At 62.0% G+C, this 15957-nt stretch carries 14 protein-coding genes; 5 read left to right on the forward strand and 9 right to left on the reverse strand.

The window, feature by feature from the left end; translation table 11 throughout:
* Positions 1 to 54: 54 nt before the first annotated feature.
* Positions 55 to 1113, reverse strand: coding sequence for a CHAT domain-containing protein (locus EDF50_RS09950; RefSeq protein ID WP_123519422.1), 1059 nt, complete (start codon positions 1111 to 1113; stop codon positions 55 to 57).
* Between the two features lie 958 nt (positions 1114 to 2071).
* Between EDF50_RS09950 and EDF50_RS09955 the strand changes: the two genes are divergently transcribed.
* The gene (locus EDF50_RS09955) at positions 2072 to 3544 is read left to right on the forward strand and encodes a hypothetical protein (RefSeq protein ID WP_123519423.1); all 1473 of its coding nucleotides are present in this window, start codon (positions 2072 to 2074) and stop codon (positions 3542 to 3544) included.
* Between the two features lie 107 nt (positions 3545 to 3651).
* Here EDF50_RS09955 and EDF50_RS09960 read toward each other — a convergent pair whose 3' ends face one another.
* The 4 genes from EDF50_RS09960 to EDF50_RS09975 form a co-directional block, all read right to left on the reverse strand.
* Positions 3652 to 4272: a hypothetical protein gene (locus EDF50_RS09960; protein WP_148076810.1), complete on the reverse strand. Its 621-nt coding sequence runs from the start codon at positions 4270 to 4272 to the stop codon at positions 3652 to 3654.
* Positions 4262 to 5572 carry an RES domain-containing protein gene (locus EDF50_RS09965; protein WP_123519425.1) on the reverse strand — a complete coding sequence of 437 codons (1311 nt, stop codon included), beginning with the start codon at positions 5570 to 5572 and terminating at the stop codon, positions 4262 to 4264. The genes EDF50_RS09960 and EDF50_RS09965 overlap by 11 nt, the downstream gene beginning before the upstream one ends.
* 173 nt (positions 5573 to 5745) lie before the next feature.
* The gene (locus EDF50_RS09970; RefSeq protein ID WP_123519426.1) at positions 5746 to 6315 is read right to left on the reverse strand and encodes a hypothetical protein; all 570 of its coding nucleotides are present in this window, start codon (positions 6313 to 6315) and stop codon (positions 5746 to 5748) included.
* A gap of 467 nt (positions 6316 to 6782) precedes the next feature.
* Positions 6783 to 7940, reverse strand: a complete 1158-nt coding sequence (locus tag EDF50_RS09975; RefSeq protein WP_123519427.1) for a hypothetical protein — start codon at positions 7938 to 7940, stop codon at positions 6783 to 6785.
* A gap of 69 nt (positions 7941 to 8009) precedes the next feature.
* On the opposite strand from EDF50_RS09975, the gene EDF50_RS09980 reads away from it, so the two are divergent.
* From EDF50_RS09980 to EDF50_RS09995, 4 genes are all read left to right on the forward strand, one after another.
* The gene (locus tag EDF50_RS09980; protein ID WP_123519428.1) at positions 8010 to 8363 is read left to right on the forward strand and encodes an antitoxin Xre/MbcA/ParS toxin-binding domain-containing protein; all 354 of its coding nucleotides are present in this window, start codon (positions 8010 to 8012) and stop codon (positions 8361 to 8363) included.
* Entirely contained in the window at positions 8360 to 8938 is a 579-nt protein-coding gene (locus EDF50_RS09985) for an RES family NAD+ phosphorylase (protein ID WP_123519429.1), read from the forward strand. The genes EDF50_RS09980 and EDF50_RS09985 overlap by 4 nt, the downstream gene beginning before the upstream one ends.
* An 857-nt stretch (positions 8939 to 9795) precedes the next feature.
* Positions 9796 to 10131, forward strand: coding sequence for a hypothetical protein (locus EDF50_RS09990; RefSeq protein ID WP_148076811.1), 336 nt, complete (start codon positions 9796 to 9798; stop codon positions 10129 to 10131).
* 1119 nt (positions 10132 to 11250) lie between these two features.
* Entirely contained in the window at positions 11251 to 11430 is a 180-nt protein-coding gene (locus tag EDF50_RS09995; protein ID WP_123519431.1) for a hypothetical protein, read from the forward strand.
* 237 nt (positions 11431 to 11667) lie between these two features.
* On the opposite strand, the gene EDF50_RS16445 is transcribed toward EDF50_RS09995, so the two are convergent.
* The 4 genes from EDF50_RS16445 to EDF50_RS10015 form a co-directional block, all read right to left on the reverse strand.
* Complete coding sequence (locus EDF50_RS16445; protein WP_148076812.1) at positions 11668 to 12843, reverse strand: MFS transporter; 1176 nt, start codon at positions 12841 to 12843, stop codon at positions 11668 to 11670.
* A gap of 318 nt (positions 12844 to 13161) precedes the next feature.
* The gene (locus tag EDF50_RS10005) at positions 13162 to 13974 is read right to left on the reverse strand and encodes an exopolyphosphatase (RefSeq protein WP_158612681.1); all 813 of its coding nucleotides are present in this window, start codon (positions 13972 to 13974) and stop codon (positions 13162 to 13164) included.
* A 47-nt stretch (positions 13975 to 14021) separates the two neighbouring features.
* A complete protein-coding gene (locus EDF50_RS10010; protein WP_123519434.1) occupies positions 14022 to 14486 on the reverse strand; it encodes a hypothetical protein in 465 nt (154 codons plus the stop codon).
* An 11-nt stretch (positions 14487 to 14497) separates the two neighbouring features.
* A complete protein-coding gene (locus tag EDF50_RS10015; protein WP_123519435.1) occupies positions 14498 to 15757 on the reverse strand; it encodes a glycosyltransferase in 1260 nt (419 codons plus the stop codon).
* Between the last annotated feature and the right edge of the window lie 200 nt (positions 15758 to 15957).

Genomic DNA, 15957 nt, shown 5'->3' on the forward strand with positions numbered 1-15957 from the left:
TGGGTCCGGCTTAGATTGCCCCAGACACCCCGAAACACCCGAAGTGGGTCCCGCTTAGATTGCCCTGGTGGGTCCCAATAACGCTGCCATAGTCAGGAGATCATGATCAGGCAGCCCCATCATCTCGAGAGCTGTTTTGGCGAGATCGTGCGAAGCGCCGATGGACTGTCCGTCCGCGATGGACGCATAGAAGCGCGCCGCGTAGTTGATCGCATCAGAATCTCCGATCGAATCGGAATGACCGATAGCAAAGGCCGCAATGCCTTCTGTGAGGCGACGGGCCTGTTCCGCGGTCTTGCACGCATTCAGGACGACGAGAAGGGGAGTTTCGTCGACAGCTTGTAGAGCACGGCCAAGTAGCCGGCCGGACATCGCGCGGCCGTCATTGTGGGCGTCGACATCCTCTTCGAAGACGATGACGTCCTCGTTGCCGTGGCCGGAGAAGTGGACGACGTGAGGGGTGCCCTGCGTGAGACCGTTCAAGAGGTCCTCACCCGTCGCAGCCGGCCGGACGTCTAGCCGAACCTGATCGCGACCAGACGCGAACCGAACTGCATCCTGGATTTGCTTTTGCTCGCGTCCGACACGGAGGTCATCTCGGCCTGACGAGGTGAGGACGAGGATGCGGAGGCGCTCTTTCTTCGGCTGTCGAAGTTCGGCTATCGCTCTCTCGTGCACGTCGAAGCGCATCGCCGTCTCGTCGCGCAGACGGCCCGTCTCAGCTCTGGCTGCCGTCACTTGCTGAGCTCGTTGCCGTTCTAGGGCTGTGTCGGTCTGCTCACGCTTCCGCTCCGACGCCTTCTGTTCCGACCTCTCGGCGGCTGACAGCTGCTTTTGTAAAGCCACTTCCTCAACCAGGTACTTGCTCGCCTTGGTCTGCCAAGCGGCGGCGTCCTTGCCAGCGGCATTGGCGTCCTGCTCGTACCTGTCCGCGTCCCGCGATCGTGACTTTCGCGTCGAGTCGTTGCTCGTCTTGGATGCCGCAGCCCGAGCCTTCGTTGCATCGGCGCGCTTGGCGTTCTCCTTCGTTCGCGCCGCCGACGCCTTCTTCTCGGCATCGGCCTTTTGTGCGCGCTTCCGCTCGAGTTGAGACCGAATCGTCGAGCTGCTCATGGGACGAGGTTAAGGGAACGGCCCGACTCTCGAACGCGAAAGCGTCCAAGAGGCCGCACGGCGCGGTGACCTCGGCGCGCCCCCTGCGTCCGCGCATGGGGTGCTCATGCTCGAGGATCCCCCACTGGGCCGCGGGGCGGCCCGCCACCGCCCAGGTCAACTCGTCAACCATCTGGCGCCGTGGGGAGGCTTGCCCGATCGCAGGCGCGGCCACGGCAAGTCCAGTGCGCTTACGGGGTTGAGGGAGCCCGCAGGGGAAATCGCAGCGACCCTCGGGGGAAATGCAGCTTCATTAGGGTGTCCAAGGCCCGACTCCGCGGCGATTCAGGGGTTGTGCAAACAACCCGCCACAGAAAACCCCTGGTCATCCAGGGGTTTTCGCTTTTCCCCGAGGCCCGGTGGTGCGTATGTGGTGCAGCCTGCGAGGAGAGCCGCCTTGCGGAAGGCGTCCCGAAGCGTCAAGCGGGCGTGTTCCGTCGGAGTGCGGCGGTCCCGGCCCAGGCCTCGCGCGATCCGATGCGCGCGGATGGTGACGGGTTCCGGCGGCCCTACATCCGTCGCAGAGGACTCTGTGACGCTGGCGGGCTTTCCCGGGACGTACGGGTCTGAAGGGCAGCAGGCTCGAACAACGCGACTACCGGCGTTCGACCTCAGGCTGCTTCGCGGCATCTGAGCCCGGCCACTGCCGACGACAGGATGACCTGTACCCGATAGGCGGTCGTTCATCGGGGACCCAATAGGAGACATGACTTCTCTCGGTCTCCTACCGTGCCAGTGCACTGGTGGAAGCCGGGTCGCTTTCACCCCGAGGTTTGCGACACGTCACAAGTCTTCCTTGACCCACTGCGTCAGGCAGTTTTCGTTCTAGCTTGCCGATGTTGCTGAACGATCCCTATTCGAGGGCCCGGTGCCAGTAGGGTCGAGTTTTATTCAGGTTGCTCGTTGCCGAAGGCGGAGAATGCAGCGCTTCTCGAACTACTTTAATCTCGGTCTCACGCAGGCCTCTCTCGACTTCGTGAACATTGATGTCGTCGAGGATTCGCCCGTCTACATCGATCCGCATGCAATTCGTACCCAGCAGGGAACCTGGATCGAGGCTTGCCAGGACTCGATTACGTCGTACTTCGATTCGCTTCTCGATGCCATCCGGAACGACGATGCAGCGTATCTACGAGACCTGATTGGCCCACTCACGGAGCCGAATGAGACGCATCTCGGCGAAAGCAAGGGGAAGTCCAGCGGCAGATCCCTTGGAAGCGAAAAGCGGGCTCAAGAGCTCATCTCAGCGCTTCGAAGGAGCCGCGCAATTCAGAGCGGGCAGCTCACCGACCTGGAAGAGAGCATTCTCTTCGTCGACGGTGTCGGCATAGATATCTTGAGCGACATTACGACCTGCCTCATTCGGTCCCACCTGATCGACTACACGAAGAATCAATGCAGCTTCCACGGAGTGACCACAGAGCCGCAATTTGCGGAGCAGACGTGGGACGCGAGGGCACGAGCTTGGATGCCCGGGATTGAGCACGACCTGCCACGCGGTCCTGACGGGAGCTTGTTACTCGTACCGAAATCCATCGTGCGTGTTCGGCCCGAGTTGGACAAAGACAAATTCTTCAAGGGGTACATTCGGCCGTTCTATGAGCAGGCTGAACTGAGCAGAGGCGTTGCATCCGACTTCGTTCGACTGATCGCAGCCGGGACTAAGCGAGCCCGAATGAAGGTCAACTTGACCGACCTGGGAGATCACGTAGGTACGACCAAGGCCGCCATCGCGCGGCACGCCGAAGATTTTCCCGAGGCGATCAAGAACTACAGGGCTGACAAGAGCACGCCGACCGTGCCGCTCGACAACGCGCAGCTCGCTGAGCGAGTGAACGATGTCCTGCCTGATTTTGGAGAACTGCTCGATACGGTCAATGCGATCGCCTCAGGAAGAGCTGGGGCGACGCCCTACCACCGTTCTGTTGCGGCCTTCTTGACGGCAGCCTTTTCTGCAAGTCTCGGTAACGAGCGGCTTGAGAGCGTGCAACACGGGGGCCTGAAGCGTGTCGACATCACCTACGACAATGTCGCCGGTGATGGTTTTTTCCGGTGGCTGTCACTCCACTATCCCTCGGCCATTGTGGTCGTCGAGTGCAAGAACTATGAGGACGACCCGGCGAACCCGGAACTGGATCAGATCGCTATGCGATTTTCGCCTGATCGCGGTCGCTTTGGGCTGTTAGTGACACGGAGAATCGTTGACAGGCCGCGGATGGAAGCGAGGTGTCGCAGCGCGGCGACAGATGGGCATGGCTATGTGATTGCCCTAGACGATGCCGATCTGCGGCGCATCGCCGCGGATATCCAGGAGGCACTCGCTCACGACACGAACCCACGCGAGTTTCCACTCCTACGTGAACGCTTTGGCAAGCTCATAGGTCAGGGCTGAATCCGCGCGGGTGAGGTAGTGGCAGCTGACGTGGGCGCCCGATAGTCGATAGGTGATCGATCAGCGCCCCACAGGACCTTGCCGAGGGCCAAAACGTCCATGAGCGCTCACGACAGCAGCGTACGGAACCTCACAAGGTCGCGGGCGGTGAACGGCGTGAGCCTGTCGTAGCGGCCAGACGTCGGCCCACTGAGGAGATAGCCGAGGACCTGCGTCGTGGATAGCCCGAGTGCGCGCAGCTCCTCCGCCGCGTTGCGTGCACGGGCTTTCGACCGTTCGTCGGTCCAGCCTTTGTAGCCAGAGTCGACCAGCTCGTCCAATGCGTCTTGCGTGGGGTCGTCGACGTCCGCGGTGAGGACTTCATCCGTCACCATGTTCCGCGCACCGGTGAACTGTGCCCATCCACCAAGCGGGTCGCTAGGGTCCTCCGCGACGACGGCGAAGCCGTTCTCGGGTACTCGGACCTGTGCGAGTAGGTCATAGCTCGGCCGAATGATGGCCACGACGTCGTCAGCGGTGATCGCGGTCCGTGTTCTAAGTGTTCGATGCGGCCACGCACGAAGTTCGTCGGGAATCACCGTCATGTGATCGACGACAACGAGCCCGCGGGCGTGCGTCTTATCGCAGAGCTCGAGCGCGAGCTCAGCTGCGGTGGTGACACTCTCAGCACTCCACGGCACGTAGAGCACACGCGAACCAAGCAGTGCGGCAATTTCCTTACCAGTCATCGTTTCCCGGGTTCATCAACCACGTCCTTCCGGTGAAAGTCCCTGCGTCGGAGGTGTCGATCCGGTGGCGCAGGCGGCGCAGTCGAATAGAGGTCGGGTCGAGTCGCAGTAGCTTTGGGGTCTCAGGCCCGTGTAGGTCCATGCCAGGGTGAGCCCGCTGGCGGACCTCTTCGCCGGATTTGTCCTCAATATCGTCGGCCGTGGCGAAGACGACGTAGTTCGACCTCCCCGTGTGCGAGCTTGGAAAAACGATGCCATCCACCTTGGGGGTGGCAGCTCGTCGAAAGAACTCCGCGACGATCTGTGTGGGGACGTATTCGACGTGTTGGCGGCCGTCTGGCCGAATGGGCCGGCTGACCACCTGCTGGAATTCGTCAAGGAACATCAGCAGCACACGGAGTTCGAGTTGTGTCTCGTCGAAGGGCGACGGCAGCAGAGCTTTGGCGTGCAGCGACAGCATGCGAAGAGGCCGGCTGGGGTGAAAAGTTCCAACAACCGCGTGGTTGTCGGTCGTGTACGCAGCTACCTCGGTGAGGGCTGTTTCTTCGTCCTCAGCGCCGTAAAACATGGGGATTCCGGCGGGCGACATTCGGTTTGCGGACGCCTGAGGGGCGGGTGCAGGTCCGAGCGCGCGAGCATCTGCCGGGAGCTGGCGCCCCGGGTCGGCGTCGTGATACCAGTCCAGATCGTGAGGGAGCGTACGTGCACGGACGAAAGCGGAGGGCGTAGGCATGTGCTTGATTAGGCCGCTGTGGTCGGAGGCCAGTTGTCCTAGGCGATCTAAAAACTCGATGACCTCTCGGCCCGGTCCGGTCGAACCGGCGAACACGAAGCGGCTTTCATGCTTGACGGTCTCCTCGAACCGGCTCCACGCGAAGCTGATCTCGTCCGTGCCCACGGGTGCATCGAGAGTACCGACTTCCGGATCGTCGATCGCGGCACTAAAGAGATCCGAAAGCCGATCAGAGTGCGTCGATTCGAAGGCTATGGACGCAAGCTCGGAGACAGCCCAGGCTGTGTCTGTGGTCAACACATAAGATCCGTTGAAATACGGCGCTTGATCCATGCGGGTGTATTCACGCCAGAACGCCTCCATGAACGACGTCAGAACGTCGTTCAGCGGCACTGCGAAGGGTGGCTCCTCGGGCTGTCGCGTTCGACCACAGATGCTGCACGCGTACTCAGAAGCCGGCACGACGGCTGCCCGCAGGGAGGGATCGGCGACATGCGACAGGCAAATGGTCCCGTCGACGTCGCTCCATCCGCGATCGTCGTCATCGTTGAAGTACCCGGGCGGCATGAAAGGACGGTATCGGAAGCTGAGCCCATTGCGGCACCTTGCTTGACGAGTGCCCGGCTCACAGAAGTCTCAATAGCCGATCGCTATTCAGGCAAGCGGATGCGACCACAAAGGTCGGCGCTAGTTAGGTGGCAGATCCTCGTCGAAGGGCCACGAATGGCGACGGCGGCTCTCTACTCGGGCATTTCGGGGCCAGATGGGCCGAGGCCGGTACGTCGAATTAGTCGCCAGCCGCCGAATAGCCCACGGCGCTCTACGACAGACGGTTGGGGCTCGCGCTGACCAACGCCTTCCTGCCCTTGAAGGGTGGCCTTGAGCCGGTCGGTCTGCTTTCTTTGAACCGACGGTCCAAAGGCGAGTCCGAAGAGGAACGCGCCCACCCCAAGAACGGCAGCGACGGTGAAGATGGTGCCGTTGATCCAGTCCCAGACCCAAAACGACTGGTAGGCGCGGATACCGGACGAAATCGCTCCAACAGCTACGAGAGTTATTGCCGTCCAGCCCCAGACACCGAATCCAGGCGACATCTCAGCGACGACGACTCGGCGCACGAGGTGCTGGCGAGTGATCTGCAGCAAAATCGTGTGTTCCTGGTCCAAGTCCGTGTCGCGAAGTAGCGCGTCGATCCGCTCAAGTCGTTGCAGGACTGCGCGGTCGCGGAGCGGCAGGAAGGCCGTAATGACTAGTGCCGGGACACCTAAGAGGGCCGCTAAACCGGCGAAGTCAAAGCCGCTCAAGTCCATGTGTGCCCTCTGCCTTCCTCGCCCCTGATCGTAGAGGAAAGGCCTCCTGCAGCCGTTCTGCTCCGCACCCTACGCAGGCCACGTGTGGGAGCACGAATGCCAATTTGAAACGGCCGCATCAGCATCGCTCAAGGCTGTAAGCCGCTTTACCCCGGTGCCTTAAGCCATGGTCGGCCTCCCTCCTGAGAGCTCAGAGGCGTCCCGATAGACGATCGTTCACCGGGGCGCCTTTGTGGGTCCGTCTCAACCGGCTAAAGGCAAGTGGCGGTGTGGACCGCAGCGATAAGTGGCCGTGCTCCGACGCGTCATTCGTCGCCCCAGCACGTACTCCGATCGGCAATTGCTGCTCAGGAAGGGTGTGTCGAGCTGCTGCGAGTGTCGAACAACCGTCCCCTCGTCGAGATGTGATCCGGACCGACCTATCGAGACGACTGATTAGCGGCGCGAAGCGTGGGAGGGATTCGTTGTCAGGCGACCGCGGCGCGCTCTTCTTCGATGCCATCGACAAGGCTCTGAAGCGTTCTCGTCTTCAGTATCGGTTCAGCGTCGGCACGGTACCTGGCGTTGACGAGGTCCCGGAGTTCGAGGGCGCGTTGCAGCCGATCGGTCTCGACCTTTCCGCGCCACGCAGTCGGTGTCGCCAGAAGACGAGCCGCTTCGGCGGCCCTCGAGTGCAGGTAGTGGCTCCGGTAGTCCGTGACGGGGCCCATCAGCGAGTTTGCGCAGTGGTCGATTCGGCACAGCAGCTTCGTGCGGACGTCGCTGTGTCCAAGTAGAGCTCGAGCACGTTTCATGCTCAGCGTCGCCGCGAGCCCCGGAATGTAAACGCCCTGCCAAACGCCGCCGCCCTTGATCTTGTTGCCGGCCTCATCAACTTTCGGTTTCTGCTTCTGGCGGCTGATGTCACCAGCGTGATCGACGTGCTCCATCTGGCCAATGCCCATCGAGTAAGCGTCGACATGGCCGAGGGCGAACGCGGTCTGTCCGACGTTGCCGGATCGTCCCAGTACGACCCGGAGGCCGGCCGCTCGGAACGTATCCGCGATCGAAAAGGTTGCGCGGATCTTCGGAATGCCGTCGTCCTCGCTGCCCAGGGGTGTGAAGCGCAGCTCAATTTCATCGAATCCAGCAGCGGCGTACTCGGCGGCTAGTTTCGTGGCGTCGGCGGCGTTGAACCGAGCCCGCAGCATGAGAACAGGTCGAACGCGAGTGTCGGTGCTGAGCTTGGTGGCTTCGGCAAGGGCGAGGTTCAGATGACTGGTCCGAGAGTCGCGTGCGAGGAAGTGAGGCGGAGTGACGATGGTCACCGCAGAGGGTGTCGCTTCAAGAACCGCGTCAACGAGCTGCTGGCGCCGATCCAGGCTGGCGGCGAGGAGGCTGAGATCGTAGGGCGTCCCGGTGTAGCCCGGGAGGCCCTTCAAGGTGTAGCCGTGGTGCTCGAGTCGCTCAGTGCGAGGGTCGTAGAGCACCTCCAAGCCGGCGTCACGTGCTGCCTCTGCAGCGCCAAGCTGATTTGCCGCAGCTTTAGGGTGCAGCGTGATCGCGCTGAGCCCTTCGGGAGAGCGAGCGATGAAGTCTTCGACCTTTTTGTGGTCCTGGTGATCCAGTTGCAACTCGAGAGCCATCGTCGACGCACCTTCCTTGGTTTGGTGCCATACTAGCGACAGAATGACCGACAGAACTAGGACACGCTCATGAGCGCAACAGTGGATCGCGGCGCACTCGCGCACAAGGTGACCGACATCATCGACGGTCTAGGCCTTACCCAGGAGGAAGTCGGGACGATCGTTGACGCGTCGGCACGCTCCGTCGCTCGATGGTCAGTCGGCGAGGTCGTGCCCCAGCGGCTCAACAAGCAACGGCTTCTCGAGCTGGCATACGTGGCACAAGCGGTGACGGAGATTCTTCCCGCTGATGACGCAAATGTCTGGATGTTCACCCCGAACCGTCTCCTGCGCCACAACAGCCCGGCTGAAACAATTCACTCCGGCGAGTACCGCGACGTCCTGAACCTCATTGAGGCGATCGCGGAAGGCGTCGTAATTTGACCCAGCTCGACGACGAACTGGTCCAGCGCATCGACCAGCTCGGCGCCACCGCCTGGTCCGGCACCACGTACCGTTACACCACGGCACGACGGGAGCCACTTTCCGGAGCGGGTGCTCGCCTCAATGGTGGCCGGTGGAACCCGCCCGACATCTTCGCCACCGTCTATTTGGGAGCTCCGCTGAACGCAACAGTGGGTGAGCTCGAGCGTCTCGCCGATTCGCAGGGTTCCACTCCGGAACGCATGCTGCGTGTGCCCTACGTGCTGCATACCGTCGAGGTCACTGACCTGCCCATCCTGGATCTCACCGACCCCGCCGACCTCGATCGACTCGGTCTTACGACCGCGGACATCGCCGATGAGGACTGGACAGCATGTCAGTCCATCGGCCAAGCTGCATGGTTCCTTGGGCTCGGCGGAGTGCTTGCTCCTTCCGCATCCGGTGCGGGCCTCGTGTTGGCCGCATTCGAAACACGGGCAGTCATCTCGCTCGCCGTTAGCAAGAGCACGCCCTTCACGCCAGAGGTTTTGGCGGTCATTAGGGCAACCGGGCAACTCCCTGGAGTAGCGCCGTGACCAAGCGGTCCCAACTGGGCCGGCAGAAGTCACGACAGCTAGCGGCAAGCAAGTTCGTTCCTTACCTCACCGACGCGGTACTCCCTGCCGCGCGCGGTTACCTCCCCGCCGGACCCGACGCCCGGCTTACCGCCTCAGACGTCAAAAGGTTTTGCCGCGAGACGGCGTCGGAACCAGGCACCAGAATCGCAGTCCTCGGGGTGCTTAGAGCCCACGCCTCCAATGGTGCGGAAGTAGGCATCTCCGTCACCGCGCTCATGGTGTCTGTCCTTGGGTTCGCGTTCAGCTTGCTCAATACGATTGCGCGACCCGCCGGCTGGTTAACGGTTGTTCCGATTCTCGAGGCCATAGCCGTCTTCGTCTTCGCCAGCCTGGTGATCAGGGCTGCAGTCGCTGCGCACTTCCGAAAGATGATCGCAGTGACCTGGCTTGGTGCTTATCAAGATGCCCTCGCTGAAAGACCACTCCCCACTGCGACTCTAGCTAGGTTTTGGTCCCGATAGAGGACCCTTACCGGAGCCTTTCCGGACTGACCTATCGAGACGGTTTGAGCCATGCGGCTGCAGGAGAGGATCTGGTGCGCGCGATCGTTCGGCTACCGGACGCCGGCAAGGGCTAAGAACGCCTCCGCCGGTCAGCGAGCTTGCACGAGACCGTGGAGCCCGCTGAGGAGCGAGCTCTTTGGCTCTGCGTCATCCGAGATGAGCGGATCTCCGGGCGTGTCACCGCCCCGCAGAAATGCTCCGGGATTACGCCAGGGATCAGAGCAGCTGCGCGGGGACGTCGGCCAAGACGTCCTCAACCCGCGGGTGTCGACGGTGTCTCGTAGTGACGGAGGGTCGCCTTACGCTCCCGCCGTGGGAGTTCGAGGGTCAGGTGAGACGGCGGCGAACATTCTGCGCCGGCCGATCCCGACGCATCCGTTCGCGGTGCCGCCGGCCCCTGGCACGTTCGGTGTCTGGCAAATCCGCCGGGACCGTTCCGCACCCCTCGGCTACGTCCTCTCTCGCCACGACCTCGGTGGCATCGTCTACCACTGCTACGCCCACGGCCGAGACGATGCCGGCGGCCGCCCGTGGCTGCGCCGGAGCGAGAGCCTGAACAGTGCCGTGGCGTGGATGATCCAGCACGAGCGCGAGCTGTCGGCCCTGACGGGCCGGTTGCACCCCGAGCCGGACGAGTGGCCCTCGTGACGGCGGTAGCGCCCGGGCCTGAGCTGGTTCGTCAGGCACCGTCCCAAGGGCGACACCAGCGCCTACGCCGGCCGACGCGATCGACCAGGTGCGCGCCACGCTCCCTGAGGATCGCATCGTGACTTCGGTCGCTCCCTACTGAGGCCGGGAGGGCCGCCAGGGGCCGCGCGTAGCTTGGCTTCGGTCAGCTTTCCCCCAAGTTGGCCGAGAGCTGCCGGGCGGTCCCTAACCCGCTAGGCAGCAGCAGCCCCCGCATTCCGGCTCCCCCCAATCGGGCGGGGGCTTCTTCGTGCGCGCGGGCCGTTCTCGAGTCCGGTGCCGGCCCTGGTCACGGCCCGCTGCGCGCTCCCGGGGAGCCGCTGCTCGGTGCTGAATGCCCTTCCGGCACGTCTTTTTGCCGTGAAGCCTTCGGCGGCTCGGTCGCTGCGCTCCCTCGTAGCCACCTCCGGGTCTCCGTTCAAGTGGCTACGCCACCGGCTCCTCCGAGATTTTCGGCACGCGGTCGCAAGCTCCGTTATTTCGCGCCGGAATGCTCTCGCCTGCCGCCTTTCGGGTTGCACTGCACCCTTTGGGAGGCAGAGACGGTTGACGTCCTCGGCAGGGCACCACGACGACCGTGCGCCTCGAGAGGGAGTAGCAAGCCACCGCTTTACGGTCCGCCCACGACTTTTAGCTTTACGAGAGGTTTCTCGTGGCAGGGCCAGTGGCAACCGGTGTGGGAGCTGCCCGGGCTTGGAGTAGCGAAAGCGCCCGAGGGAAGCACCCTCGACCCGAGGTTTGCGCCTACATTGCCCTGCGGATACGTCGCAGACCATGACGGGCAGCGTTCCATTTGCTCGGCAATGTGTCGGGGATGCGGTCCATGAGTGGTTCGTGGGCACGGGTCAGAGCAGCTGGACGAGCACGATTGTCTACCCAATGCTCAGAAGCTGTAGCGATCGGCTTGAGTCGCCTCACGAAGACCATGTGGATGAGCGGGACCTGGCAGTGGATGGAGCGTCACCGGTCGAAGATCACGGCGAGCAGCTACCACTCGGTGGAAAGCGCTTGGCGCATCCACGTTCTCCCGGAGTGGGGCGGTTACGCGGTCGGCGCGGTTACCAAGCGGCAAGTGGAGGCGTGGCTGACGCAGCTCTCGGCTACGCGCTCGTCATCTTCGTGCTCTGCGTCGTCATGGAGATCGTCTCCAGCTCGGTGCGCGCCGCCATGCTCGGCGTCGCGCCGACCGGTCGCGGCCTCGGCGACCGCGTCGTGCGACGGGCCACGAGGAGGCGCGCCGCCGTCGGGTGCGTGAACTGAGACCATCTTTGTCGACACCCCGACAAGTTGTTGCTGCGCGATCTCATCTAGCGCATCGACTACATCGACTGGACGTCGGCGACCGGAAACGGTGCGTGGTCAATCCGTCCCCGATGGAACGTGGTCTCGGGACTTCGAGAAGTACCCGGCTCTGCCCGCAGGGCATCTCCTCCGAACCCTGAGCCCGGCTAGCCGTCGCACCGTGCCAAGCCTGCTCGTCAGCATTGATTGCGCGGGCTAGGCGAAGCGAGTCGACTTCTCAACGCGTTGAGCGACGAGGCACACCCCTACGCTCACCAGGCAGAGGGCGGCAGCGATGAGAAATATCCCGGCTTGATAGCCCGGAACGAGAAGCGGTAAGACGGCACCCAGGATGGAGCCTGTTTGGATGACGGTCATGAAGAGGGCAGCGCCTTGTCCGACATCTCGCCCCGTGACCCGGGCCAAGAGCACCACGCCGATGCTTTGGAAGCCTGCGGCGAATGCTGCGTAGACCACCTGCGAGGCCAGCAATCCGCCGTACCAGCGGAACACGAACAGCATGCAGAAAGCAATGATGCCGAGGGCGCAGATTGCTGCCAGAGTTCTGAGCTCCCCCCATTTGGATGTGCAGCGACCGATGAGGGGCAGTAGGGCGAGTTCTGCAACTGCCGTGACAATAAAGAGGGGGGCGATGGCTTCGCTGGGCATACCCGATTGGATAGCGAAAAGCGGTAGGTAAATGCCGCGGAGGGTGTCCACGCCCTTCATCATCGCGACAACCGCAATCGCCGCAACGAGAAGGGTTGCCGTTGCTTTGCGTCTCTCGGCTGTGCGTGGTTGGGGCTGCACCCTAGCTCGAACGGGAATGGACCTCGAAAAGTACGGGCTCCACGCGGTCAGAGCGCAGCAAGTAGCACAAGCCGCGCTCAAGGCGAGCGGGTGAATTCCCGCAAAGGCGGCGGCTGAATAAAGGCCGAGGCCGAGGATAAAGCCGAGCACCATGGTCTGACGGAGTTTAAAGACGATTCCATCCTGGCTGTCGGGATTCGCGGCAGCGACCCTGCCGAAGACCTGAGGCAAGGACGTCGTTGTCAGAAGCATCACGGCCGCGCCAAGGTAGAGATAAAAAGGTTTACTGGCACCAAAAAGAAGTACCAAAGTCCCGATCGGCACCAAAGCGGTCGTCAGTCGCAGAGGGCCGGCCGGGTACCCCCGTCGAGCTACGCGTGGCACGATCCCGAGACTATAAGATACAACGATGACTGCACTGGCGATGAAGTAGCAGACGATCTCCAGCTTGCTGAGCCCCGCGGCATTGAGGTGAACCGGTATCGCAACGGAAGTCATTCCGCTAAAAATTGAGGCGGCTAGTAGCAGCACCGAGGGGCTGAAATGTATCGCTCGAGCGCGCAGGCTCTGCAAGGTACTCATGGGTAGTTGCCCGCTCGTATCAGTTTCTCTGCCTCCTGTGTTGGGCTCGTTTGCGCTCACCTGAGGGCCTACTTGTGCGACTGTCTCGCTTGAACCGTGGGCACGACAGATCCCTGGCGCTTGAGAACCAGAATCCAGAACCACGATCCACGGGAAGCTGACCATGCCGGACGTCTGTTCTCTCGCGCCGAGAGAGGTTTCGGAGTAACGGCTTGTCCGAGTTGTGACGTCCTCGAGACGTGACGGGTAGGCGAGGTCATTTCGCATTCAGGCCCGCCGCGAAGCGCGCGCACAGATTCAGAAGGCGGAGTTGCGTCATCAATGTGGCGTCAGCGACTGGTGGACGCCATGCCCGATGTTCAGGTCGGCAGGCATGAACCTGTCCAGATCGTTCTGTTCGAGACAAGCAAGAACAATGCAATTCGAGGCCACGGCCCCATCCATCCAGCGAGGATCATACGGTGAATTCGCGTGGAGTCGTTTCTCCTCCCAAGCCGCCATATCATCCGCGAAGGCTTTGAAATCTCTGTATGAGCACCATGAATTGGTCATCGGTACGCCGAAGTGCTCAAGGTAGGTGCGCTCTCCACCTGTGTATGAAAACAGGCCGAGCCATTCAGGTAGTTGTCGCGCAACGAATGTTTGACACGCCTCGATTTGCCTTCGCTCGGGCACATCGGTGAGGCCGAATTCCTTGTTGAGGTCTGATATTCCGAAGGGCAGAAGATGCTCCCTGCCGTCACGGGAAATGATTTGAATACTGCCGCCGCCGACGTTGATGGCATCCGTGCCCTTGGCGTCGCTCGAGGTCGACACCGCCAGACGCAGCAACTCCGCTTCGGCTTCTTGGTCGATGATCTTGACCCTGAGTCCGAGTCGATCACAAGCGAACGAGAGCGCTTCTCCAAGATCGTGATCTTGCCGAAAGGCGGCAGTAGCAACGGCCTCGACGCTGCGCATGTCAGGAACATCGGTAAGCACGGAGGCCAAGACTGCCGCCAATTGGTCCACTCCCGAGGCACTCTCCATCACCTGCCAAGTAACAGTCTGTTCCAGCGTCAGTTCTCCTTCGACCCGTCGATACAACTTCACGCTGTGGCTACCCAGATCCAGGAAATGAGAGTCGCTCATTCTCATAGTGGCCTTCGTCAACGACGCCTCGTCTCTGATCGGTCGGCCTAGCTCGTCAAGGCTTCGTCGAGAACAAGCCGACGAATGGTGCCGAGCTCGTCATCGAAGCGAAGACCTATCTGCGGAAACACCTCGTCCAAGGTTCGGCTGTAGCCGGCAATGTTGGGATCGGTCATTGGTTCGAGGGTCAAGATTTGAAGGCCTTGCGCGATTGCGTACCCGACTTCCATAGACGCTGCCGTTCCGAGGTACCCGTCGACATTGGCAAGAACGAGGAACGACGAACGACGGATCATGGCGAAAATCGAGTCTTGTAGTGCGCGTGGGTCCTCGATGGGGTCTTCGTCGAGCAGGGCGAATTCCTGCCCGACATTGGTGACGATGTCGCTGACGGGCGCCGTGACTGCAACGTTTTCCGCGATGAGAGAGCGCTTCAGTGCGATCATCTCGTTGAAATGCTTGCGGTATGAACCACTGATGATCGTCTGCAGGGCCTGGTTGTTTGCGTTCATGGTTTGTGCCTTTAGATGGAAGCGAAAGTCGAGTGGGGGTTGATGCTTGACGGCGTCGTCAGCAGATCAACCAGTTGCTGGGAGCTCTGGTCGGCAGCGTCCTGGGATGCGGGGCTGTGAAGACGCGGTGGAAGGTGGTCGAGCGCGGCGCGCACGTCCGACCAAGCAGGCCTATCGCCTGTCACGTCGACTGCAGGGCCCCACACGGGCCCGGTATTGACGTCCGCATGCATCACAATCGCCCGCCCCAAGCGTTCGGCCCGTTCCCCGTTCGCGGTTCGTTCGGGGTTCGGGCCAGGGAGGACGACGGCAGGTATGCCCTCAGCGATGCACCGCAGAGTCGTCCCATGTCCTCCGTGATGCACCACAGCGCGGAGGCCCGGCCCTATGGCGTCGAGGTCCCAGAGCGTCCCGATCTGCACGCGCCCACGAGAAGGTTCTCCCGGGGCCGCGCCGACCATAGTTTCTCCGGTCGCGATATAGATGCTCCCGTTCCAGTCGGCGAAGGCGGCGAGAAACTCCTCGTCGGCAGATCCGGCCGTCCTGTAGAACAGCAGATCAGCCGCTCGACTGCCTGAAGTGCTGGCCTGCTTGTTCAGAAGGCCGGTGTGGACGATGTCCAGTTCTTCGACATAGGGGCCGACGATCGGCTCGAGTTCTGCTGTGCTAGGAACCGCCATTGTGCCCCGGGCGAAAAGCCACCGCGCGTCATCCGCAATGGGGTCAATCTCGAGCAAGGCCAGGACCTTGTTGATCGCATCCACAGGCAGCGTCCACGTTGCCGGAATCGTGGAACCGTCGTAGCAGTAGCCGGGTACTTGGTTGTCTTGGCAGATGGTAGCGAATTGGATTCCCTCTGCCAGGGCGGCGATCACCATCGGAATTCGACAATCGTTGATCACCATCGACGGCGCAACGTCGCGCAGAGTCTGCCGATCGAGCTCGACCGCTCGCATCAGGACATCGGGGTCGCTCCAGCTCAACCAGGGATCGACGGCTTCGGCCCAGGGCGGGTACGTCTTCGAGGGCCAGCCAGCAGCCTGGACGTGCTCCATGTGCAGTGAGTTGGAGTAGCCGTAGACGTACGGTTTCCAACCCGCATTGCCAAAAGCCTCCCCGATCCGAATGAGTCTGGTGATGTGGCCGTTGCCCCGGCCCCAAGACGTCAAAAGAACCGTCTTGCTTGAGCCCGTCAGGTGCTGGGCCGGGTCAAGCCCAGGGGCCTCGTCCCGCTGTACGGCAACGTCGTGCTTGATTCTCTGATCATTCACATCGTCACCGACGTAGATGTGTTGATGTTCGTTTTAGCGATGCGCAGCGGTCGCCTTCGACCCGAGCTTTTCGTCAAGACCTTGACCCCCTCGTCAATTCTTCTCGCGCCAGGGGAACCAGTAGTGCTTTCCCGTGGCGTCCTCGAACGTAACCAAGTGTTCACCAAGGCGTCAAGCGTTTGACATCAACTGCTACTTGC

The sequence above is a fragment of the Frigoribacterium sp. PhB24 genome (assembly GCF_003755185.1).
Classification (GTDB): Bacteria; Actinomycetota; Actinomycetes; order Actinomycetales; family Microbacteriaceae; genus Frigoribacterium.